Consider the following 23,679-nt stretch of genomic DNA (forward strand, 5'->3'; position numbering starts at 1 on the left):
GTCCGCGCCTTCGCGCTCCCTTCGACATCCGCTCCACTCGGCTTTGAGGCGCCCTCACGGCCCGATTGCCTCGGCTCGACTCGCAGTNACTCAAGCTCATCACATCGCTGGCACGGTTGTTTTGCTTGGCATTTTTATGCTGCCGTGTTGGCNAAGAGGAAGATCTTGCAGGGCTGCTTTCGGCGAGCGCCCAGCGCGCTCACCTCAAGCGATCGGTCCGGGCATGCGGCGGGGTGGCGTGGTGCCAGGTTGGAAGATCTGCTTGGNTAGNGTNGATGCATGCGAAGATGATGCGTAGCTCAGCTCTAGGTATAACAAAATCGTAGCTCGAGAGATCTTCTGTTCATTCCCGATGCCACAGCCTTCGCATGCCAATCACGAACGCTATGCANGGGCGCGCCCGTAGGCGCCCGTGCATAGCAGCCCTGCAAGATCTTCATCCTTGCAGAAGCCAGTTCCTACGAAGCCTACGAAGACCAGCCGTGCCAGCGACGGAGGGAATCAGAGACGCCTCGACGTCCAATAGCACTCAATCCCCCGCTCTGCAACGTTCAATAGCACTCCCCAATCAGCAAGCCATCTAAACTGGCCACAATTGAAAACCTAAACCGCTAAGAACAGGGTGATTCAAGCCCGCCTAATTGGCAGCAGCGAGCAAGGCGTCGAGTTTGACCGCATCGGCTGAGAACAAACGAATCCCCTCGGCCAATTTTTCCGTCGCCATCGCGTTGGCGTTCAACTCGGTGCGGAACCAGATCTCGTCAGCCGTGCGGTGCGCCGGGACATCCGAGCCGATGTTGTCGACACTCAGGCGCGCGGGTACATCGCCTTCGGTCTGATCCAATTCGGTGAGCAATTCCGGGCTGATGGTTAGCAGATCGCAACCGGACAAGGCCCGGATCTGGCCGGCATTGCGAAAGCTCGCTCCCATGATCTCGGTCGCGATGCCGTGACGCTTGTAGTAGCGGTAAATCTCGGTGACGGACTGCACGCCGGGATCGTTTTCCCCCGCACGTTCGGCCTCGACCCAGTCGGCGCCTGCGGCTTTTTTGTACCAGTCGTAGATACGTCCCACAAACGGCGAGATCAATTGCACGCCTGCGTCGGCGCATGCCATGGCTTGTGGCAGAGAGAACAGCAGCGTCAGGTTGCAGCGAATGCCGTCGGCTTGCAGGGCGCGGGCAGCCTGGATACCTTCCCAGGTGGACGCGATCTTGATCAGCACGCGTTCGCGCGCAATGCCGGCTGCCTCATAGAGCGCGATCAGGCCACGGCCCCGCTCAATGGTGGCGCGGGTGTCGAACGACAGGCGCGCGTCGACTTCGGTCGACACGCGGCCCGGTACGATTTTCAGAATTTCGCGGCCAAAGGCAACGAGCAATCGATCCGTCTGTTCGGCCGCTGACGCGCCTCGGTGATCTTGGACAACCTGTTGCAACAACGGCCGATAGGCGTCTTTCTGGACGGCCTTCAGGATCAGCGACGGGTTGGTCGTAGCGTCAGTCGGGCGTAATGCCCGCATGGCTTCGAAATCGCCGGTATCGGCAACAACCGTGGTGTGACTGCGTAAAGCTTCAAGCTGGCTAGACATGGGACGGGTCGGCGTAGGCAAAGGTTGACAATAAAGAGCTAGGGTATCACTACGCGCAGTCCCTTTTTTTGACAAAAAGTACCGCCATACGGCGTTTTCGGCGCTTTGCCCTGACGGAGTATTTATTACATTTTTTGGGGATCCAGCAGCCAAAAAAGCGGCTCCGGGCCTTGATTGGCGCGGTTTTCGGGGGAAAACGGCCCGACAGGGTATAATTACAAGGTTTGATTATCGATTCTGAAACCGGGGTTTACTGTGCTGCCGCAACTTTTTCCCGAGGGCGCTGATCGCTTCCCTCCTGCAATTCTAGCTTTGGCGGACGGTACCATTTTCCGAGGCGTGTCCATCGGCGCGCCGGGTCACACAGTCGCCGAGGTCGTGTTCAACACGGCCATGACAGGCTACCAGGAAATTTTGACCGATCCTAGCTACAACGGCCAGATCGTCACACTGACATATCCGCATATAGGCAATACCGGCGTCAACGCCGAGGACGTCGAAACCTCTCGCGTCCTGGCGTCGGGCCTGGTGGTGCGTGACTGCCCGTCGCGCGTCTCGAATTTCCGTGCGACGCAATCGTTGCCCGACTACCTGGCTGCCCAGGGCGTGGTCGCGATTTCGGGCGTGGACACGCGCAAACTCACGCGTATTTTGCGTGACGGCGGCGCTCAGGGCGCTTGTATCCTGGTCGGCGACGACGCCGATCGCGCCGTCGAATTGGCTGGAGGCTTTCCCGGCATGGCCGGCCAAGACCTCGCCAAGGTCGTGTCCATCAAAGACTCGCTCGACTGGAAACAAGGTACCTGGCAATTGGGCGAGAGCTTTACGTCGCCTGCCCAAGACCGTTTTCACGTGGTCGCGTACGACTTCGGCGTGAAATACAACATCTTGCGCCTGATGGCCGACCGTGGCTGCCGTATCACGCTGGTGCCGGCCCAGACGTCTGCCGAAGACGTGCTCAAGCTCAACCCGGATGGCGTGTTCCTGGCAAACGGCCCTGGCGACCCAGAGCCTTGCGACTACGCGATTGAGGCGACCCGTGTGTTCCTCGAACGCAAGATCCCGACGTTCGGTATCTGCCTGGGGCACCAGATCATGGGCCTGGCTGTTGGCGGCAAGACGGTCAAGATGAAGACCGGCCACCATGGCGCGAACCACCCGGTGCAGGACCTGCAGTCCAAGCGCGTATTCATCACCAGCCAAAACCACGGCTTCGGTGTGGATGCAGCGACGCTGCCTGCCAACTCGCGCGCGACCCACGTGTCGTTGTTCGACGGCACCTTGCAGGGTTTTGAGCTGACCGATCGTCCTGCTTTCTGCTTCCAGGGCCACCCCGAGGCCAGCCCGGGCCCGCACGACATTATCGTGCTGTTCGACAAATTCATCAGCCTGATGGCCGGCCAGAAGAAATAAATACCGCATTATGCCCAAGCGTACAGACCTAAAAAGCATTCTCATCATCGGTGCCGGCCCCATCATCATCGGGCAGGCATGCGAATTCGACTATTCCGGCGCTCAGGCGTGCAAGGCGCTCAAGGCCGAGGGTTACCGCACCATTTTGGTGAACAGCAACCCCGCCACCATCATGACGGACCCGGAAACGGCCGATGTGACCTACATCGAGCCCATCACCTGGCAGGCGGTGGAAAAGATCATCGAGCGCGAAAAACCCGATGCGCTGCTGCCCACGATGGGCGGTCAGACCGCATTGAACTGCGCGTTGGATCTCGCCCGCCATGGCGTGCTGCAAAAGCACAACGTCGAGCTGATCGGCGCCAACGAACACGCCATCGAAAAGGCCGAAGACCGCCAGAAATTCAAGCAGGCCATGACCGACATCGGTCTGGAGTCAGCCAAGTCGGGCGTGGCGCACAGCATGGACGAGGCCTGGGAAGTCCAGCGCCGCATCGCCAGCGAAACCGGCACGTCGGGTTTCCCGACCGTGATCCGCCCCAGCTTCACGATGGGTGGCTCGGGTGGCGGTATCGCCTACAACGCCGAAGAATTCGAAACCATCTGCCGTCGCGGCCTCGAGGCCTCGCCGACCAGCGAACTCTTGATTGAAGAATCCCTGTTGGGATGGAAAGAGTTCGAGATGGAAGTCGTGCGCGACAAGGCCGACAACTGCATCATCGTCTGCTCGATCGAAAACCTGGACCCCATGGGGGTACACACCGGTGATTCCATCACGGTGGCGCCTGCTCAGACGCTGACCGACAAGGAATACCAGATCATGCGTAACGCATCCATCGCGGTGCTGCGCGAGATCGGTGTCGATACCGGCGGTTCGAATGTGCAGTTCGCGGTCAACCCGGACAATGGCCGGATGATCGTCATCGAGATGAACCCGCGCGTGTCGCGTTCGTCGGCACTGGCCTCGAAGGCCACCGGTTTCCCCATCGCCAAGGTCGCTGCGCGCCTGGCCGTGGGTTACACCCTGGATGAGCTGCGTAACGAGATCACCGGCGGCGCTACGCCGGCCTCGTTCGAGCCGTCCATCGACTACGTGGTCACCAAGGTGCCGCGTTTCGCGTTCGAAAAATTCCCGCAAGCCGATTCCCGCTTGACCACCCAGATGAAATCTGTGGGCGAAGTCATGGCGATCGGCCGTACGTTCAAAGAGTCCTTCCAAAAGGCCCTGCGCGGTCTGGAAGTCGGTGTCGACGGCCTGAACCAGAAAACCACCGATCGCGAAAAACTGCAGATCGAGTTGGGCGAGCCGGGTCCAGAGCGTATCTGGTACGTGGGTGATGCGTTCGCACAAGGCTTCACCCTGGAAGAAGTCCACCAGATCACGCACATCGATCCGTGGTTCCTGTCGCAGATCAAGGAAATCGTCGACATCGAACTCGCGCTCGAGCAAAAGACGATGGCCGATCTGGACTACGACACACTGTGGCACCTCAAGCGCATGGGCTTCTCGGATCGCCGCCTGGCGTTCCTGCTGGATTCCGTTGAGTCCGAGATCCGCAAACTGCGTCATCAGTTGAATGTGCGCCCGGTCTACAAGCGCGTAGACACCTGCGCTGCGGAATTCGCCACGCGCACCGCCTACATGTACTCCACGTACGAAGACGAATGCGAGGCGCAGCCGACCGATCGCAAAAAGATCATCGTGCTGGGGGGCGGCCCGAACCGTATCGGCCAAGGTATCGAATTCGACTATTGCTGCGTGCATGCGGCATTGGCGTTGCGCGAAGATGGTTACGAAACCATCATGGTCAACTGCAACCCCGAAACCGTGTCCACCGACTACGACACGTCCGACCGTCTGTATTTCGAGCCGTTGACGCTCGAAGACGTATTGGAAATCGTGCACAAGGAAAACCCCGTTGGCATGATCGTGCAGTACGGCGGCCAGACGCCGTTGAAACTCGCACGTGCGCTCGAGGCCAATGGCGTGCCCATCATCGGCACCAGCCCCGAGTCCATCGACGTTGCCGAGGACCGTGAGCGTTTCCAGAAACTGCTGAACAAGCTCGGCCTGCGCCAGCCGCCCAACCGTACCGCGCGTACCGAAGGCGAGGCTCTGGCCCATGCCGCCGAGATCGGTTATCCCTTGGTGGTGCGTCCCAGCTACGTGCTGGGCGGCCGCGCGATGGAAATCGTGCACGAGCAGCAGGACCTCGAACGCTATATGCGCGAGGCGGTCAAGGTCAGCAACGATTCCCCCGTGCTGCTGGATCGTTTCTTGAATGATGCGACCGAAGTCGACGTGGACTGCCTGGCCGACGGCGAAACCGTGTTCATCGGTGGCGTCATGGAACACATCGAGCAAGCCGGCGTGCACTCGGGCGACTCCGCCTGCAGCCTGCCGCCGTACTCGCTGTCGCCTGAGATCATCGCCGAGATCAAGCGCCAGACCTCGATGATGGCGCGTGCGCTGAACGTCAGCGGCCTGATGAACGTGCAGTTTGCGATCCAGGGCGGCGACGTCTATGTGCTGGAAGTCAATCCGCGCGCATCGCGTACGGTGCCTTACGTGTCCAAGGCCACCGGCCTGCAACTCGCCAAGATCGCGGCTCGCGCGATGGCTGGGCGTACGCTGGCCGATCAAGGCATCACGCGCGAAGTCGTGCCGCCGTATTACTCCGTCAAAGAGGCTGTGTTCCCGTTCGTGAAATTCCCGGGCGTGGATACCATTCTGGGACCGGAGATGAAATCGACCGGCGAGGTCATGGGCGTGGGCATGAGCTTTGGCGAGGCTTTCGTCAAGTCGCAGCTTGCAGCTGGTGTGCGCTTGCCCGAAAACGGCACCGTCTTTATCAGCGTGAAAGACCAGGACAAAACCCGCGCCGTCGAAGTCGCGCGTGGCTTGCACAACCTGGGCTTCAAGCTCGTGGCGACCCGTGGGACGGCCGCGCAGATTTCCGCTGCCGGCATTCCGGTGCAAATGGTCAACAAGGTCACCGAAGGCCGTCCGCATATCGTGGACATGGTCAAGAACGGCGAGATCTCGCTGGTGATCAATACCGTCGAAGAACGCCGCAATGCGATTGCCGACTCGCGTACGATCCGTACGCAGGCGCTGGCCGCTCGCGTGACGTTCTTTACGACGATCGCCGGTGCTCGCGCCGCGGTCGAGGGTATGCAATACCTGCGCCAGGGCCTCGGCCTGCAGGTGTATCCGCTGCAAGAACTGCACGCCAGTTTGCCTCAGCAATAAGTACGCTCATCGCGTTGCGGTAAAAACAGGCCCATAAAGGGCCTGTTTTTATTTCTGGCTCTACTATCATTGACGAATATTCTCCTGGCCCATGTACGGGTCGATCTTGCGAGTTGCTATGACAGCGGTTTTTATTACGGGTGCGTCCAGTGGTCTAGGCCGGGCTTTGGCGTGGCGTTATGCCCGTTCAGGTGCCACGCTCGGCTTGGTCGCGCGACGGGGTCAGGCGCTGCGTGAGTTGGCAGACGAGTTGCCGGGACAACATCTTTGCTACGCGTTGGATGTGCGCGATCGCGACGCGTTGCATGCGGCTGCCCAGGATTTTTTGGCAGCGAATGACGGGCGAGTCGATGTGGTCATTGCCAGTGCGGGAATCAGCGCAGGCACGCTGACCGAATACACGGAAGACTTCGACGTTTTCAAGGCCATTGTTGACACGAATCTGCTGGCTACCGTCGCCACGTTCGAGCCTTTTATCGAATCGATGAAGCGGGCGCAAAACGGCCGGCTCGTCGGCATTGCCAGCGTTGCGGGCATCCGAGGCTTGCCCGGCGCGGGCGCCTACAGTTCTTCTAAGGCCGCGGTGATCACCTATTGTGAAAGCCTGCGGCTGGAACTCGCGAGCGCGGGAGTCAGCGTGGTCACGATTGCCCCAGGCTACGTAAAAACCGCGATGACCGAGAAAAATCCCTACGGTATGCCGTTTCTGATGGAAGCCGATGCATTCGCTGCCCGCGCTCAGGTGGCTATCGAACGCGGCGTGTCGTATACCGTCATCCCTTGGCAAATGGGCGTTGTGTCAAAGCTCATGCGCCTGCTGCCGAATTGGGTCTACGATCGCGCGGCACGCAATGCGCCGCGCAAACCGCGCAAGTAATGGCTGTGAATCGGTCGCGCCTTACGGCACGACGTCGCTGGCGGATTCCATATCCAGGTGCGCAATGTCGCCCCATTCGAGGACCTGCCATTGGCGCCCCTCGATGCCGATGCGGTTGATGCTGGCGTTGAGTAATGGCACAGGACGCGGGCCGTCGAGGGCCACGCTGGAAGCTTGACGCCAGATAATGTCCAGCACGCCGCCGTGCGTGACGGCGAGGATGCGTTCGTTGGTGTGGCGTTGCGCGAGATCGTTGACGGTGGCGATGACGCGGGCTTGGAATTGGCCCAGAGATTCACCGCCTTCGATGGGGCGGTGCGGGTCGCGGCTTTTGCGGGCGGCTGCAGCCTCGGGGGCGAGTTCGTCGATGCGTGCCAGGTCCAGTCCTTCCAGCACGCCGAAGCCGCGTTCGCGTATGCCGGGTTCAGTGCGTATGCGCAGGCCCAGTTCGGCGGAAATAGGCTCAGCGGTGGTGTAGGCACGTTGCAAATCGCTGCTGTAAAGCGCGTCGAAAGTCTGTTCGACAGTGGCCATGCGTGCGGCCAACTGAGCGGCTTGTTCGCGCCCGCTAGCGTTGAGTTCGATGTCTTGCCAGCCTTGCAGGCGGCCTTCGCGGTTCCAGGAGGTTTCTCCGTGGCGAATAAACCAGATTTCAGTCATGCGAGTGGTGGTGAAGGGTAGGCCCGCAATGGGCGGTAGGCTATAGGGTAACCCGGTTGGTGGTTTGCTCGGCCGTGGCCTCGGGTTCCGCAGGCAGTCGTCGCGATTTCCAGATTTTCTGCATGAGCGAAATCAACGCGACCAGCACAGGTTCGCTGGCGCGTTCGTGGGGCATCATGAATCCTAATGTGGCATCGGCGCGAGCCTGCCCCCAGACGATGAACTCTCCGCCGGCAGCGCCCGCCAGAGCGGTTTCCTCCCGGAGCAGGGCGCAGCCGGCGCCGGCTCGGACCAGTGCATCCAGGTTCGCCTGGTCGTCGTGCTGCATGACGATGCGCGGGGCCAGGCCATGCCGTTCGAACATGTCGCGCAGCAATAAATGGGTGTGACTGCCGGCCGGACCATCCAGCCAGGGAAGCTGCGCGACTTCGCGCCAACCGCCGCGCTTGAGCGAATTGGCCAGCGACACCGGCAGTGCGATCCGGTAGCGGACGCTGCGTAACGGCATCCAATGCACGGCGCGAGGCGGGTTGGCGGCGATGGTGAGCGCAGCATGCAGCCGGCCGGTGCTGATGTGCTCGTGCAGGACCGAGGTAGGCAGTGTCAGGGTCTTGAGTTCGATGAGTGGCAGTTGTTCCCGCACCGCTGAGGCGAGCTCACCCAGCCGCAGAAAATCCGGCTGTTCGCTGGGAACGCCTAGATCGACGGCGCCGTGCAGGCTGCCCTGTAGTTGTTGCGCCTCGGCTTTGAATTGAGCGCCCAGGACAAGTAGGGACTCTGCAGTCGGCAACAGCACCTCGCCGGCTTTGGCCAAGGTCAGGCGGCCTGCGGCGCGCTCGAACAGCGCGACGCCAAGGCTTTGCTCCAGGGCTTTTATCTGGGCTGTGACGGCGGGCTGCGTGAGCGAGAGGGCATCCGCAGCCTTGGTCAGGTTGCCCAGGCGGGCAACCGTGACAAAGGCGCGGATTTGATAGATCTCCATGACGGCGATTATGCCGCCAGCAGACGAATCTGAGAGGGCTCCAGTCCGATCGAGACAGGCGACCCGACCGGAAAGGGCGACAGGCCCGCCAGATGGGACTGATCGGCAGTAACGCGATGATCGCCCACCTGTACCTGATAGCGGGTGAATTCGCCCAGGAATTCGCTGGTTTCCACCACACCAGGCAGCCAGACGTAGCGTGCATCTCCCAGGCCATCGGCCATGTCGATCTGGACCGTGTGCGGGCGGAAACTCGCGGCGAGCTTGTCGGAATCCGGAGCTTCGTTTGTCAGGGGCAGATGCAGGTCGCCCACGCCCGGTACGGCCAATATCAGATTGCTGCGGCTACGTTCGCGCACGGTGCCCTCCAGGACGTTCATCGTGCCGACGAAGTTGGCGACGAAGCGATTGACCGGGAAATCGAACAGCGTGGTTGGCGCACCGATTTGCTGCACGACGCCGTGATCCAGCACCGCCATACGGTCGGCCGTGGTCATGGCTTCCTCTTGGTCGTGGGTCACGAAAATGGTCGTGATGCCCAGGCGGCGTTGCAGGTTGAGCAAGTCCTGGCGCATCTGTACGCGGAGCTTCTTATCCAGATTGGATAGCGGCTCGTCCAGCAACAGCACCTGGGGCTCAATGACTATCGTGCGTGCCAGCGCGACGCGTTGTTGTTGTCCGCCGGATAATTGATTCGGCCTGCGGTTGCCGTACTGCGACAGGCCCACCAGATCCAGCGCGGCCTCGACTTTGTTGCGTATCTCGGCACGCGGCAGGCGGCGCTCGACCAGTCCAAACGCGACGTTGTCCCATACGGTCATGTGCGGCCACAAGGCATAGTTCTGGAACACCATGCCGATATTGCGGCCCCACGGCGGCGTGTTGCCAATGTCCTTGCCGTCGATCAGCAGTTGGCCATGGCTTTGTTGATTAAAGCCGGCAATCAAGCGCAGCAGGGTGGACTTTCCCGAACCTGAAGGACCGAGCAAGGCGAAAAACTCGCCCGGCTCGATGTGAATATTGACGTCTTTCAGGACTTCGGTTTTGCCGTAGGAGAGCCGGATATTACGGCATTCGACGCTGACTTTTTTCATCGTTATTCCTCATTGCGCGCGGGGCGTTGGCGCGCCGACGCGCGCTCGACCAACAAATGCGATACGTATGTGCCGATGCCGACTGCGATGACGGCCAGTACGCCTAGCGCAGCGCCGGGACCGCGTCCGGCAGCGCTTTGCATGTAGAGATAAATGCCATAGCTCATGGGGGCCTGGCTGTCACGGGTCACCAGCATGATGGTCGCCGACAATTCCACCGCTGCCGTGACGAAACTGGTCACAAAACCGGCCAGCATGCCGCCGGCCATCAGCGGCACGACCACTCGCCGGATGGTGCGCATCCGGTTTGCCCCCAGCGATTCGGCGGCTTCCTCCAGCGAGACATTGATTTGCTGCAGCGCCGCCACGCACGATCGCAATGCGTACGGCAGCCGCCGCACCGAATACGCGATCATGATGAGCAGCCACGACGATGTGATCAAGGTGCCCGTCAACGGAAACTCGAGCCCGCGGAAGGTACGCAGCATGCCGATCGCCAACACGATGCCCGGGATGGCCAGCGCGGCAGACGCGAGAAAATCCAGCCATTGGCGGGCTGGCAGGCGCGTACGCAGCATGAGATACGCAATTGCGGTCCCCAGGATCACGTCCACGCCTGCCGCCAGGCCGCAATAGAGCAGCGTGTTGGTGATCATGCCGTGCGATTCGGTAAAGATCGCGGCATAGTGTTCCAGGGTATAGCCATCAGGCAGCGGGGCATAGCTCCATACCGTAGCGAGCGATAGCAGCAGCACCCCGAAATGAGGTGACAGCACCAACAGCAAGACCAGCGCGATCCAGCCATAGGCGAGGATGCTTTCTCCGGTGTTGAGTTTGCGTTTCTGGATCGAGCTGCCGCCTTTTTGCAAAGTGGAGTAGTCCTTGCCTTTGAGGACGCGCGCCGATAGCCATAGCGCCAGAATGGAAAAGGCGATCATGATGACGCTGATCACATAACCCAACGGGTCTTCCAGGCCGACTTGAGTGATGCGCAAATAGGCTTGCGGCGCCAGCATATTGGTGGTGCCCAACACCAGCGGCGTGCCCAGATCATCAAAAACTTTCACAAACACGAGCGACGTGCCCGCGACATAGCCCGGCAGGGCCAGCGGAAAAATCACGCGGCGAAACAGCCGAAAGCCACGGGAGCCCAAGTTGAAAGCGGCTTCTTCCATGGACCCGTCGATGTTGCGCAATGCGACGACCAGGTTCATCAGGATGAACGGAAAGTAGTGCAATGACTCGACAAAGATGACCCCGTTCAGGCCGTCCATGAACGGGATGGTGAACCCGAACCAATCATCCAGTAATAGATTCACGGTGCCTGACCGGCCAAAGATCAGCTGCATCGCCACTGCGCCGACAAAGGGCGGCATGATCAGCGGCAGTACGCCGAGCGTCTGAATCAGCAAGGCGCCGCGAAACTCAAAGCGCACGGTGAAATACGCCAACGGCACGGCAATGAGCGAGGCCAACAGTGCTGACCAGCCCGCGACATACAGGCTGTTGAAAAAGGCCTCTTGCATCAGCGGCTGGGCGAAAAAAGCACCAAAATGCCCGAGCGTGAAGCTGCCATCGGCGTTGATAAAAGCGGTGTAGAACACGGTGCCCACTGGTACCACTAAGAACAGGCACAGAAAGGCCAGTACCAGTAGCGCCGTCAACAGCGGACCGGCGGGCAGGCGCGAGCGGCTCGCGAACGTCATCAATTGCTCCGAGAAAGCCCCGCGAGGTCTACGCGGGGCAGGATGTCAAAACATCATCGCAACAGCTTGTGCTGCCATTACAGCGCGGCGGCTTGCCGTGCCAGTTTGACCGCTTGCTCGTAGTTCGCCTTGGCCTTGCCGCTCCATTCGCCTTCGAGTTGGGTGATCTGCTTGTTGGTCGAGGCGTCTTTCTTGTCGCGGGTAAAGACTTTCAGGAACTCCGGATCTGCCGCCGTCTTGGGATCGATCAATGGCGACCATGCCAGCTTGCGGGCCTGGTCCAGCAGTTCGGCGGCCTGGCCTGTTTTTGCCTTGTCGCCGAGTTTTTGCTCGGCTTCGTAAATGGCTTTGGTAGCGGCCTGCAGATCGCTCAAGCGGAACGTGATGGTCTGGTCGAATAAGGCTTGGACGACGTAATAACGTGTCTGGGACAAGTCGGCATCGAAATGCACTTTGCTGCGCTGGGCGATTTCAGCCGGGTCTGGATAACCCTGCGGGATTTTTCCGGCCAAATCCTTGTACGGCAATACCGGCAGTCGCGAAATCTTGGGCTCTAGCAGCAGCTCCTGCCCCGCTTTGCTGAGCGTGAAGGCGATGAATTTCTTGCCTTCCTCGGTATTCTTGGCGCCCGCGATCAGCGCAATATTTGCGGGAACGACCGAAGTTTCAGACGGATAGACGAACTCGACCGGGAACTTGGAGTATTTGCTGGACAGGCCAAAAAAATCGATGACCGGGCCTGCGCCGAATTGGCCATTGTTCACCCCATCGGGAACACCGAACGATCGCTCCGTCATCTGGCTGGCGTTACCCGACATGCGCAGCAGCGTTTGCCACCCATCGGCCCAGCCTTCGCCTTGCAGTATGGTCTCGACGGTCAAGTGCATGGTGCCCGAGCGCGAGGGCGCGGTCATGCCCAGGTGGCCAAACCACTGCGGCGCCAGCAGGTCTTTCCATTCGACTGGCGGCGTGAGTTTGTGGGCTTTGATGTACCGGGTGTTGTACATGATGCCGTAGCCGGCCAGGGCCTGGCCCATGTACAAGCCGCCCGGATCGTTGATGGGATAGCTGCCGATTTTGTCCGGGACTTCGGCATTGGCGGCGTCGGGCGCAGGGCTCAGCAGTTTTTCGCGGCCCAGTACTTCAAAGGCATCGGGAGCGCTGGCCCAGAAGACCTCGGGCCGCTGGCCTGCTGGCGTCTCGCGTACGTAGGCAATGCCTGAGACCGTGTTTTTATTCAGGATTTCCAGCGTGATGCCGGGGTTGGCTTTCTCGAATGCTGATTTATACGCCTGAGTCAGGTCCTTGGGAAAAGACGTGATGACCGTGACGGTGCCGGCCAGCACGGGCGCGCAGGCAGCCAGCAGGGCTGACGCGAGGACAGTGCGCATGAGGGGCATGATTTGTCTCCGTAGTGTTTTGAAATTGTTGGAACAAGGTAGCGACGGAGGTGCCCAGCGTCCAATCACAAATTTTGATGCGGCCCATTAGTCTGCGTGGTTTGCTGCAACGCATTTGAGTGTGTGCCGGTCTGTCGATGGCGGGCTTGTTTGTTCACTATGATCAGCGTCTTCCCGTTCGCGGGCTTAACCGGATTGCCGGCAAACGCGCGGCCCCCTACACTTCGCCCGCCGATTAATTATTCCTGTCTTGATACAGGGGATTTCATGCCGAATTCTTATTTTCCGCGTTGGAAGCTGGCCGACGATTCCGTGCCTGGCGCTGTCATCGCGCCGGATGAGCGCTTGTCCGGGCCCAAAAACATTGCCATGGGCGCTCAACACGTGGTGGCCATGTTTGGCTCGACCGTATTGGCGCCGCTGATCATGGGCTTTGACCCCAATGTTGCCATTCTGATGTCGGGGATCGGCACGCTGATCTTTTTCCTGTTTGTGGGCGGCAGGGTGCCGAGCTACCTGGGATCCAGCTTTGCTTTTATCGGTGGCGTGGTGGCCGTCACAGGCTATGCCGGATCGGGCCCGAACGCCAATATAGGTGTAGCGCTAGGTGCGATCATTGCGTGCGGCCTGGCCTATACCGTGATCGGAATCATCGTGGCCGCGGCCAATGCGCGGGGCGATGGCGGCGCCGCCTGGATCGAGCGTCTGATGCCGCCGGTCGTAACGGGCGCGGTGGTGGCGGTGATCGGACTGAACCTGGCGCCTATCGCAGCCAAGGGTGCGATGGGCAGTTCGGGGTTTGAAACGGGGATGGCGGTCGTGACCGTGCTGTGCGTGGGCGGGATTGCCGTCTACACGCGCGGCACGATTCAGCGTTTGCTGATCCTGGTGGGGCTGCTCTTGGCGTGCCTGATCTATGCGGTGTGCGCCAATGGCCTGGGGCTGGGCAAGCCCATCGATTTTTCGGGCGTTGCTGCGGCGGCATGGTTCGGCCTGCCTCATTTCGCCGCACCCGTATTCAAGGCCGACGCCATGGGCTTGATCGTACCGGTCGCCATCATCCTGGTGGCCGAGAACCTGGGGCATATCAAGGCCGTCAGCGCCATGACGGGACAGAATCTGGACCGCTACATGGGGCGCGCCTTCATTGGCGATGGGGTGGCCACGATGGTGTCCGGCGCCGTCGGCGGAACAGGGGTGACTACCTACGCGGAAAACATCGGCGTGATGGCCGTGACGCGCATCTATTCGACGCTGGTATTTGTGGTGGCGGCAGTGATCGCGATCCTGCTGGGGTTCTCGCCGAAATTCGGCGCACTGATTCAAACGATTCCGGGCCCGGTGCTGGGCGGTATGTCAGTGGTCGTATTCGGGCTGATTGCCGTCGCGGGCGCACGGATCTGGGTGGTGAGTCAGGTCGATTTCAGCGATAACCGTAATCTGATCGTGGCTGCCGTGACCTTGGTATTGGGGGCCGGCGATTTCACGATCAAACTCGGGGATTTCACTCTGGGGGGCATCGGTACCGCTACGTTCGGCGCGATCATTTTGTACGCTTTGTTGCAACGCAGCGGCCGTCAGGTGGTGTAAATCTACATAGATTTTGCGTGCTGGCTTGCCTGGAATGAGGGGGCTCGCATGGCTTGCAATTCTGGCGGATTTTGACCACAATGAGGTCTTGCTTGCCCCGGTTCCAAATCCGAGCCGGGGTTTTGTTTTGGTCGCCGGCACGCGTAGATGTGCCTAATGGCTGACCGGGACGCACGGCCAGATACCCTACTAATAAATCGGGCCCGATACCGTTCCTGCCTGTTTGATCTTTAGTTTGTATCATTGGCTTGTCCCGCCATCGTGGCGATGGACCTGAGTCTGATTGCATTTTTTTTTACCGAAACGCTCCCATTCGGGGCGTTTTCTACTTTTTGTTGGGAAACGACATGTCTGCCATTCCTCTGACCGCGCGCGGAGCCGAGCGTTTGCAAGCCGAATTGCACAGGCTGAAAACTGTTGAGCGCCCCTCCGTGATCAATGCTATTGCCGAGGCCCGTGCCCAGGGCGATCTGTCGGAAAATGCCGAGTACGATGCCGCGCGCGAGCGCCAAGGCTTCATCGAAGGCCGCATCTCAGAACTCGAGGGCACGCTTTCCAATGCGCATGTGATTGATCCGGCGGCATTGAATGCAGAAGGCCGCGCCGTGTTTGGCGCGACGGTGGATATCGAGGACCTGGATTCGGGCGATCGCCTGTCCTATCAGATCGTGGGGGATCTCGAGGCCGACATCAAATCCAACCTGATTTCGGTGTCCAGCCCGGTCGCTCGTGCGTTGATCGGCAAATCCGAAGGCGACGTGGTCGAGGTGAAGGCTCCTTCGGGCATTCGCGAATACGAAGTCCTGAGCGTGCGCTACCTGTAGTGTGATGGATATCCGCCCCAAGCGATGCCAGGCCGGTGGGTGTGGGCGTTGAGTTGGGGCCGGCCTGTTGCCAGGCCAGCTTGCTTCACTGTCTTACTTTTTGGTGGTCTTGCGTCCTGCCGAGGCGCGCAGCCCGCTGCGGGCGCCGGCTCGCAGGCTGAGCGCGCTACCAGAGCGGCGCGGAATGCCATGCGATGTGGTGCTGGATTTTTTCTTGGTCGTCGGACGCATCGGACGGCCAGCGCTATTGAGGTCATCCCGCCCCAAAAAGGATTTTTTGGCCGACACTTCAGGCGCGGCTCGTTTGCGAGCGGGCGCGGATTTGGACAGGGTTTTGCCCTCGGCCGCCATTTTCTTGGGGGTATGAGGCTCGGATGCCTTGCGACGTGCGGGGGTGCCTTCGGCCGGCGCAGAGGCTACATTACCGGGCAGCGGGCGGAACAAGATCAATATCTTGCCCAGATGATGCACCGATGCGCACGACAGCGTGTCGCAAATGGTCGCCAGCATGGCCTCGCGTTCGTCGCGGTCGGCGCCGCCTGCGCGTACCTTGATCAGCCCATGGGATGTCAAGGCGCGGTCGATTTCTTTCAAGACCGCGTCGGTCAGCCCGTTGTCTCCGATCAGGACGACCGGATTGAGGGGGTGGGCGGCCGAGCGCAAATCGCTGCGCTCGCGTGAGGTGAGTTCTAATATAGGCATGCGTGGAATTGTACGGTAATGGCCAAAAAGAAATTCTCTAAAGACTGGATACACCAGCACATTAACGACCCTTATGTGAAGATGGCGCAACAAAAGGGCTATCGGGCACGTGCTGCGTTCAAATTGATCGAGATCCTCGATGCCGAAAAACTGATGCGTCGGGGCAACATCGTGGTCGACCTCGGCTCGGCGCCAGGCAGCTGGTCACAGGTGGCGCGCGAGCGTCTGGCCGGCCCTGGGGGCACGGTCGACGGCCGCATTATCGCGCTGGATCTCCTGCCTATGGAACCTGTCGCTGGCGTCGAATTCATCCAGGGTGATTTTCGCGATGACGACGTTTTGCAACAGTTGCAAGAATTAGTGGGCGGCCAGCCGATAGACCTTGTTATTTCGGACATGGCCCCCAACTTGTCGGGAGTTGGTGTTGCCGATTCGGCTCGCATTCAGCATGTTTGCGATCTGGCGCTGGAATTTGCCTGCAACCACCTCAAGCCCGACGGCGCGCTGATCGTCAAGGCTTTTCACGGCAGCGGTTTTTCGCAGATCGTGCAAAGCTTCAAACAGCGCTTCAAGCGTGTGGTGGAACGCAAGCCCAAAGCCTCCCGGGACAAGTCCTCGGAGACTTTTCTAGTGGCGCGTGACCTGAAACTTTAGGTTTTTTGACAATGATGTATCAGGCGCCTATCGGGCTTTCAGACGGAACCCCTCCCGACAGGGTAGAATGAACTATTGACATACTTGTGACTGTGCCATATGCGCGGGGGTGCGGTCACCGGTCGGAATCAAAAGCAGGAGATCGACCTTGAACAACTCATTTTCTAAAGTCGCGGTCTGGATGGTGATCGCACTGGTCCTGTTCACGGTATTCAAACAGTTCGATGGGCGTGCGCAATCGCAAGACGGCGTGAGTTACACCCAGTTCATGGAGGATGCCAAGGCAGGCCGTATTCGCAAGGTAGACGTGCAGGCGGATGTTCTGTATGTCACCCCTGATACGGGCCGTTCGTACACCCTGACGTCGCCGGGCGACATCTGGATGGTGTCCGATCTGCTGAAGTACGGCGTGGACGTCTCGGGCAAAGCCCGCGAGGAGCCGTCCCTGCTGATGAGCATCTTCGTATCGTGGTTCCCAATGCTGCTGTTGATCGGCGTCTGGGTATTTTTCATGCGACAGATGCAGGGCGGTGGCAAGGGCGGGGCGTTCAGCTTCGGCAAATCGCGTGCCCGTATGCTGGACGAGAACACCAACCAGATCACGTTTGCTGACGTGGCTGGCTGCGACGAGGCCAAAGAAGACGTCCAGGAACTGGTCGATTTCCTGCGCGATCCCACCAAATTCCAGAAACTCGGCGGCCGTATTCCGCGCGGCGTGCTGATGGTCGGTTCGCCCGGTACCGGTAAAACCCTGCTGGCCAAGGCCATCGCTGGCGAAGCCAAGGTCCCGTTCTTCAGCATTTCAGGTTCTGACTTCGTCGAAATGTTCGTCGGTGTGGGTGCTGCCCGCGTGCGCGACATGTTCGAAAACGCGAAAAAGCAGGCGCCTTGCATCATCTTTATCGACGAAATCGACGCCGTGGGCCGCCAGCGTGGCGCAGGCCTGGGCGGCGGTAACGACGAACGCGAGCAGACGCTGAACCAGATGCTGGTGGAAATGGACGGCTTTGAGTCGGGCCAGGGCGTGATCGTGATTGCCGCGACCAACCGTCCCGATGTGCTGGATCCTGCTTTGCTGCGTCCGGGCCGTTTCGACCGCCAGGTCGTGGTGCCGCTGCCCGACATCCGTGGCCGCGAACAGATTCTGCGCGTGCATATGCGCAAGGTCCCGCTGTCGACCAACGTCGATGCCAGCATCCTGGCGCGCGGTACCCCGGGCTTTTCGGGTGCCGACCTGGCCAACCTGGTCAACGAGGCCGCCTTGTTTGCAGCGCGCCGTAATGGCCGCACCGTCGACATGACCGACTTCGAAAAGGCCAAAGACAAGATCATCATGGGTGCCGAGCGCCGCTCGATCGTCATGCCCGAAGAAGAACGCAAGAACACCGCGTACCACGAGTCCGGTCATGCCATCGTGGCGCGCATGCTGCCCAAGACTGATCCCGTGCACAAGGTCACCATCATCCCGCGTGGCCGTGCGCTGGGCGTGACGATGCAGTTGCCCGAAGGCGACCGCTACAGCATGGACAAGGACCGCCTGCTGAACACGATTGCTGTCCTGTTCGGTGGCCGTATTGCCGAAGAAATCTTCATGAATCAGATGACGACAGGCGCTTCGAATGACTTTGAGCGCGCCACCGCCATCGCCCGCGACATCGTCACCCGTTATGGGATGACGGACGAATTGGGCCCCATGGTTTATGCCGAAAACGAAGGCGAGGTGTTCCTGGGCCGCAGCGTGACCAAGACCACCCACATGTCCGAAGCCACCATGCAAAAGGTGGATTTCGAAATCCGTCGCATCATCGACGAGCAATACGGCGTGGCGCGCAAGATCCTGGAAGATCACCGCGATATGGTCGAGGCAATGACCCGCGCGCTGCTCGAATGGGAAACCATTGACGCGGATCAAATCGAGGACATTACCTCGGGCCGTCCGCCGCGTCCGCCCAAGACGCCGCAAGGTCCGGCAGATAGCACCGATACGCCGCCCTCCGGGTTGGCGCCGGGTGGCAGCAGTACGCCGGCCGCGGTCTAAGCTGCTTTCGAGTTTCTATCGTTTTATATGGCCAACACCTTTCTGTGCGGGCGCTTCGAGTTTGATCTCGAGCGCCCGCTCGTCATGGGCATTGTCAATATCACGCCCGATTCGTTTTCCGACGGTGGCCAGCACGCAGATACCGACGCGGCGGTCAGCCATGCGCGACGCTTGATTGACGAGGGCGCGCAGATTCTGGATCTAGGCGGCGAGTCCACGCGGCCAGGGGCCGAACCTGTCTCGGCCCAGGACGAGCTGGCGCGTTTGCTGCCCGTCATCGAGGCGCTGCGCGACTGTGGTGTCCCGCTTTCCATCGATACCTTCAAGCCAGAGGTCATGCGCGCTGTGCTGGACGCGGGCGCCGACATGATTAATGACATCTACGGTTTTCGCCAGCCTGGGGCTATTGACGCCGTGGCGCAGTCGCGCTGCGGGCTGTGCATCATGCACATGAAAGGCGAACCCGGCACGATGCAACGGGCGCCGGAATATACCGATCTGCTTGGCGAGATCGGCGTATTTCTGGGGGCTCGCGCGCAACGTCTGCGGGCCGCCTGGGTCGATCCGCGGCGTATCGTCCTGGACCCGGGCTTTGGCTTTGGCAAAACGGCGGATCACAACTATCAACTATTACGCAGGCTCTCCAGTCTGCGCGTATCCAGTTATCCATTACTGACAGGGTTGTCACGCAAAACCATGATCGGTGACGCCACCGGCAAGCCCGTGGCCGATCGCCTGGCCGGCAGTATTGCCGGTGCGCTGGCCTGCGTGGCGCACGGATCCTCGATCGTGCGTGTGCACGATGTGGCGGAGACGGTAGATGCCCTGAAAGTCTGGTACGCATCTGAACAAGGAGCTATTCGAGCATGACACAACGCAAGTATTTCGGGACTGACGGAGTGCGCGGCGAGGTGGGCGGCGAGGTGATCAATGCGGCTTTCGCTTTGCGTCTAGGGTACGCGGCAGGACGCGTTCTGGCACGCCAGTACAGCGAGCGCGGCCACGGCCGCCCGCAAGTGGTGATCGGCAAGGACACGCGTATTTCCGGTTACATGCTTGAATCGGCGCTGGAGGCGGGCTTGTCCGCGGCGGGTATCGACGTGTTGCTGGCCGGGCCGTTGCCAACGCCAGCCGTTGCATACTTGACCCGTACCTTCCGTCTGGCAGCCGGTATCGTGATCAGCGCGTCGCACAATCCTTATCAAGACAACGGCATCAAGTTTTTTTCGACTCAAGGTATGAAATTACCCGACGAAGTCGAGGCCGAAATCGAAGCCGAGCTGGATGAGCCCTTGGGTTGCCTGGGGTCCGAAGCACTAGGCCGCGCCCGTCGAATGCAAGACGCGCAGGGCCGCTATATCGAGTTTTGCAAAAGCACGTTCCCCAACGAGCTGGACTTGAATGGCCTGAAGATCGTTGTCGATGCCGCGCATGGTGCCGCGTATAACGTCGCACCTCACGTATTCCGCGAGTTGGGTGCCGATGTGCACGCCATCGGTGTTTCGCCCGACGGTTTCAACATCAACAAAGGCGTGGGGGCATTGCATCCCGAATCGTTGGTGAAAGTCGTCCAGGCGCGTGGCGCGGACCTGGGCATTGCCCTGGATGGCGATGCCGATCGGCTCCAGATGGTCGACGGCGAGGGCCGCATCTATAACGGCGACGAGCTGCTGTACGCCATCGTGCGCGAACGCATGATGCAGGGTCCAGTGGCTGGTGTGGTCGGTACCTTGATGACCAACTATGGTTTCGAGCGGGAAATGCAGCGCCTGGGCGTTGGTTTCGAACGCGCCAAAGTCGGCGACCGCTATGTGCTGGAGCAAATGCAGGCGCGCGGCTGGCTGTTCGGGGGCGAGAGCTCCGGACACCTGTTGTGCCTGGATTGCCATACCACTGGCGACGGCATCATTGCCGCCTTGCAAGTGCTGACGGCTTTGCGCCGCAGTGGCGAGAGTTTGTCGCAATGGTTGGGCGATTTGCGCATGTATCCACAAAAGATGATCAACGTCGCCTGGACGCCGGGAACCGACTGGAAATCGCATTCGGGCCTGGTGGTGGCAGCGCAAGCCGTCGAAGCCGAATTGGCAGGGCGTGGCCGTGTGCTCATTCGAGCGTCCGGTACCGAACCTAAATTGCGATTGATGGTCGAAGCAGAAGACGCTGCTTTGGCTGAGGCCAGCGCTGAAAAATTGGCGGCCAGTCTCAACTGATTCTGTGTCGCGATCATAAAAAGGGGGGCCGGGTCCTGATGGAGCCGGCCCTTTATTCGTCAAACGAGTTTGTTTGATTTATTTTGATTTATATTGATTTAATTCGAGATTGTTCGGATGGGCGTAAACTTCATGGTCATGTCATATTTTTGTCAGAAGCCTGACATATCCGGCCTCCACACTGTGCATACCTCAAGGAGTCCTGCGCAATGCTCGAATTAGCACGTATCGATGCCCGGCGTGACAACGCCGAACCCTGGACGGGTTCTGCCTCGCACGTCTTGGTCGTGGGCTTGGCGAGCACGGCCGATGAGGTCGAGCAGATTCAGCGCCTGCGGTATACCGTTTTTACCGAGGACATGGGGGCAGTGTTCCCCGATGCGCAGGATGGCATCGAGCAAGACCGCTTTGATCCGTGGTGCGAGCACTTGATGGTGCGAGAGCTCGACACCGGCAGGGTCGTGGGTACTTATCGCATCTTGACTCCGGAAAAGGCGCTCGCAGCGGGCGGCTATTATTCCGAGTCCGAATTTGATCTGTCCGGCCTCGGGGCGCTGCGTGGCGAGTTGGTCGAAGTCGGCCGTTCTTGCACGCATGCTGCACACCGTAGCGGCGCTGCCATCATGTTGCTGTGGTCCGGTCTGGCCGAGTTCATGCGCCGCGGCGGCTATCGCTATATGCTGGGTTGTGCCAGTGTCAGTCTGCGTGATGACGGCGTGACGGCTGCCGAGGTATGGCGCAATATCGCCAGTCACTTGAAAGATCCAGATGCCCCGCGCGTCGAGCCGCTGCATCGTTATCCCGTCGAGCTCTTGAACAGCACCTTGCCCGCGCGCGTCCCGCCGCTCATCAAGGGTTATATGAAGCTGGGTGCGCGTATCTGCGGCGAGCCTGCCTGGGACCCGGATTTCAACGCCGCGGATTTTCCGGTTCTGTTGGACATGACCCAGATGGACAGCCGTTACCGGCGCCATTTCGGGCTGGATCCCGTTGCTGCCGAGGTGATTTGATCATGCGAGGGCTGCTCTCAAGGAAACGCGGAGTTGCCCCCAAATCCCTTTCTGCCCGTGCAGGGCGGAGTGGGCGCAGCCCCGTTCAGAGGGCCCTCAGAAGACTGCGCATCCGGCTCATTCGGCGGGCCACGCGCCCGTTCCGGCTAGAACTCAAGCAGCTCGAACGAGAAACCGACTTTTCGCCATTCTGATTCTTCGGCGCGCAAGGTAAAGTCGCTGAGCGGGTGCTTGGTCAGCCAGTCCTGCTTGACTCGAACCACGATCGATTCGCCTCGAACCGACACGCTCAACGGCAGTTGAGGAATGTCGGTACGGCGGCGCATCAGCAACACTGCCAAGCGCAGGCACAGGATGGCAATCCATTGGCTGCGGTCTCGGACGAGGGGTTCGAGTTTGACCAGCTTGCCCTGATGCCCCAGCGCCAACAGCGCCAGCAGTTGCTGGTCTGCCCGGGAAAAGCCGGGCATGTCGGCATTGTCCAGCACGTAGGCGGTGTGCTTGTAGTAGGCATTATGGGCGATTGACAGCCCCACTTCATGCAGATTGGCGGCCCAGCCCAATGCGTTGCGCAGCTCGCTGTGACCTTCGTCAGGAGCATAAATCGAGTCGAAAAATGTCACCGCGGCCTGGCGTACACGTTGGGCCTGATTGTTATCTATGTGATAACGCTTCATGAACTGGTGAACGGACTCGTCGCGCTTGTCGTGGGCAGCGTCGCGGCCCAGCAGGTCATACAGAACCCCGACACGCAGTGCGCCTTCGCCAGTGTGCATCCGGTCGATGCCCAATTCGTCAAAGAGGGCGCTCATGATGGCCAAGCCGCCGGGCAGCACGTCTGCCCGTTCCAGCTTGATACCGGGGAGTTCCTCGGGAATGACCTGGCCCGAGCGGATGATGCGTTCTTTCAGTTTGTTCAAGCCCGCGCGCGTGATGGCGTCTTCGGAAAAACCGCATTCCGTCAGGATCGCGTACAACGCCTTGGCCGTACCCGAGGACCCATACGCCTCTTTCCAGCCGGTCTTGCGGTATTGCTTGGCGATGACTTCGATTTCCCGGCGTGCCATGAGCTCGGCTTGCTTCATCTGATGGGCATCGACGACGCCATCGGGAAAAAACTGCCGGCTGTAGCTGACACAGCCCATATAGAGCGATGACATCAAGCCCGGCTCAAAGCCCTTGCCGATGATGACCTCTGTCGAGCCGCCGCCGATGTCGATCACCAGCCGCTTGTTGGCCGATGGCGGCAGGGAATGCACTACGCCCAGATAAATCAACCGGGCTTCTTCGCGCCCGGCAATCACCTCGATCGGAAAGCCCAGCGCCGCCTCGGCGCGGGGCAGAAACTCCTGGGTATTCCGGGCGACGCGAAACGTATTGGTCGCGACGGCGCGCACCCGGCTGGGATGAAAGCTGCGCAGGCGTTCGCCAAAACGCTCCAGGACTGACACGGCGCGATCCACCGCCTCGTCGCTGAGCCGCTTGTCCTGATCCAGTCCCGCGGCCAGCCGTACGGTTTCTTTGAGGCGGTCGATCTGATAGATCTGGGGACCGCCTTCTTGTTGGACGACCCGTCCGATAGACAGGCGAAAACTGTTGGAACCGAGGTCTACGGCGGCCAGGAGGTGGTCCATGCGGGATGTCGATAAGGCTGTAAGAGCGCCAATTATAAGGA

At 60.2% G+C, this 23,679-nt stretch carries 18 protein-coding genes; 10 read left to right on the plus strand and 8 right to left on the minus strand.

The window, feature by feature from the left end; translation table 11 throughout:
• Positions 1-637: 637 nt before the first annotated feature.
• Complete coding sequence (gene tal / locus ACNA0I_RS20280) at positions 638-1,591, minus strand: transaldolase (RefSeq protein ID WP_415807838.1); 954 nt, start codon at positions 1,589-1,591, stop codon at positions 638-640.
• Positions 1,592-1,846: 255 nt separating this feature from the next.
• On the opposite strand from tal, the gene carA reads away from it, so the two are divergent.
• From carA to ACNA0I_RS20295, 3 genes are all read left to right on the plus strand, one after another.
• Positions 1,847-3,004 (plus strand): glutamine-hydrolyzing carbamoyl-phosphate synthase small subunit, encoded by a 1,158-nt coding sequence (carA, locus tag ACNA0I_RS20285; RefSeq protein WP_415807839.1) that lies wholly within the window; start codon positions 1,847-1,849, stop codon positions 3,002-3,004.
• Between the two features lie 10 nt (positions 3,005-3,014).
• Complete coding sequence (carB, locus tag ACNA0I_RS20290; protein ID WP_415807840.1) at positions 3,015-6,257, plus strand: carbamoyl-phosphate synthase large subunit; 3,243 nt, start codon at positions 3,015-3,017, stop codon at positions 6,255-6,257.
• Between the two features lie 118 nt (positions 6,258-6,375).
• Positions 6,376-7,134: an SDR family oxidoreductase gene (locus ACNA0I_RS20295; RefSeq protein WP_415807841.1), complete on the plus strand. Its 759-nt coding sequence runs from the start codon at positions 6,376-6,378 to the stop codon at positions 7,132-7,134.
• A gap of 21 nt (positions 7,135-7,155) precedes the next feature.
• Here the strand turns inward: ACNA0I_RS20295 and ACNA0I_RS20300 are convergent, their stop codons facing one another.
• From ACNA0I_RS20300 to ACNA0I_RS20320, 5 genes are all read right to left on the minus strand, one after another.
• Entirely contained in the window at positions 7,156-7,794 is a 639-nt protein-coding gene (locus ACNA0I_RS20300) for a histidine phosphatase family protein (protein ID WP_415807842.1), read from the minus strand.
• 40 nt (positions 7,795-7,834) lie between these two features.
• A complete protein-coding gene (locus tag ACNA0I_RS20305; protein WP_415807843.1) occupies positions 7,835-8,776 on the minus strand; it encodes a LysR family transcriptional regulator in 942 nt (313 codons plus the stop codon).
• Between the two features lie 8 nt (positions 8,777-8,784).
• A complete protein-coding gene (locus tag ACNA0I_RS20310) occupies positions 8,785-9,870 on the minus strand; it encodes an ABC transporter ATP-binding protein (protein ID WP_415807844.1) in 1,086 nt (361 codons plus the stop codon).
• A gap of 2 nt (positions 9,871-9,872) precedes the next feature.
• On the minus strand, positions 9,873-11,576 hold the full coding sequence (locus ACNA0I_RS20315) for an ABC transporter permease (protein ID WP_415807845.1): 1,704 nt from the start codon (positions 11,574-11,576) through the stop codon (positions 9,873-9,875).
• A 77-nt stretch (positions 11,577-11,653) separates the two neighbouring features.
• Positions 11,654-12,976: an ABC transporter substrate-binding protein gene (locus ACNA0I_RS20320; RefSeq protein WP_415807846.1), complete on the minus strand. Its 1,323-nt coding sequence runs from the start codon at positions 12,974-12,976 to the stop codon at positions 11,654-11,656.
• 267 nt (positions 12,977-13,243) lie between these two features.
• On the opposite strand from ACNA0I_RS20320, the gene ACNA0I_RS20325 reads away from it, so the two are divergent.
• Together ACNA0I_RS20325 and greA are read left to right on the plus strand one after the other, a co-directional pair.
• Positions 13,244-14,566 carry a solute carrier family 23 protein gene (locus ACNA0I_RS20325; RefSeq protein WP_415807847.1) on the plus strand — a complete coding sequence of 441 codons (1,323 nt, stop codon included), beginning with the start codon at positions 13,244-13,246 and terminating at the stop codon, positions 14,564-14,566.
• 347 nt (positions 14,567-14,913) lie between these two features.
• Positions 14,914-15,390 (plus strand): transcription elongation factor GreA, encoded by a 477-nt coding sequence (gene greA, locus ACNA0I_RS20330; protein ID WP_415807848.1) that lies wholly within the window; start codon positions 14,914-14,916, stop codon positions 15,388-15,390.
• A gap of 93 nt (positions 15,391-15,483) precedes the next feature.
• Here greA and ACNA0I_RS20335 read toward each other — a convergent pair whose 3' ends face one another.
• Complete coding sequence (locus ACNA0I_RS20335; RefSeq protein WP_415807849.1) at positions 15,484-16,092, minus strand: YhbY family RNA-binding protein; 609 nt, start codon at positions 16,090-16,092, stop codon at positions 15,484-15,486.
• Positions 16,093-16,110: 18 nt separating this feature from the next.
• On the opposite strand from ACNA0I_RS20335, the gene ACNA0I_RS20340 reads away from it, so the two are divergent.
• From ACNA0I_RS20340 to ACNA0I_RS20360, 5 genes are all read left to right on the plus strand, one after another.
• Positions 16,111-16,746 (plus strand): RlmE family RNA methyltransferase, encoded by a 636-nt coding sequence (locus ACNA0I_RS20340; protein WP_415807850.1) that lies wholly within the window; start codon positions 16,111-16,113, stop codon positions 16,744-16,746.
• Positions 16,747-16,894: 148 nt separating this feature from the next.
• Positions 16,895-18,784: an ATP-dependent zinc metalloprotease FtsH gene (ftsH, locus tag ACNA0I_RS20345; protein ID WP_415807851.1), complete on the plus strand. Its 1,890-nt coding sequence runs from the start codon at positions 16,895-16,897 to the stop codon at positions 18,782-18,784.
• 27 nt (positions 18,785-18,811) lie between these two features.
• Positions 18,812-19,654 (plus strand): dihydropteroate synthase, encoded by an 843-nt coding sequence (gene folP, locus ACNA0I_RS20350; protein WP_415807852.1) that lies wholly within the window; start codon positions 18,812-18,814, stop codon positions 19,652-19,654.
• Positions 19,651-20,994, plus strand: a complete 1,344-nt coding sequence (glmM, locus tag ACNA0I_RS20355; protein ID WP_415807853.1) for a phosphoglucosamine mutase — start codon at positions 19,651-19,653, stop codon at positions 20,992-20,994. The genes folP and glmM overlap by 4 nt, the downstream gene beginning before the upstream one ends.
• A gap of 209 nt (positions 20,995-21,203) precedes the next feature.
• On the plus strand, positions 21,204-22,004 hold the full coding sequence (locus tag ACNA0I_RS20360; RefSeq protein WP_415807854.1) for a GNAT family N-acetyltransferase: 801 nt from the start codon (positions 21,204-21,206) through the stop codon (positions 22,002-22,004).
• A 146-nt stretch (positions 22,005-22,150) separates the two neighbouring features.
• Here ACNA0I_RS20360 and ppx read toward each other — a convergent pair whose 3' ends face one another.
• Positions 22,151-23,638, minus strand: coding sequence for an exopolyphosphatase (gene ppx, locus ACNA0I_RS20365; protein ID WP_415807855.1), 1,488 nt, complete (start codon positions 23,636-23,638; stop codon positions 22,151-22,153).
• Between the last annotated feature and the right edge of the window lie 41 nt (positions 23,639-23,679).

The sequence above is a fragment of the Bordetella muralis genome (assembly GCF_965139205.1).
In the GTDB taxonomy this organism is placed as follows: Bacteria; Pseudomonadota; Gammaproteobacteria; order Burkholderiales; family Burkholderiaceae_B; genus Bordetella_A; species Bordetella_A muralis.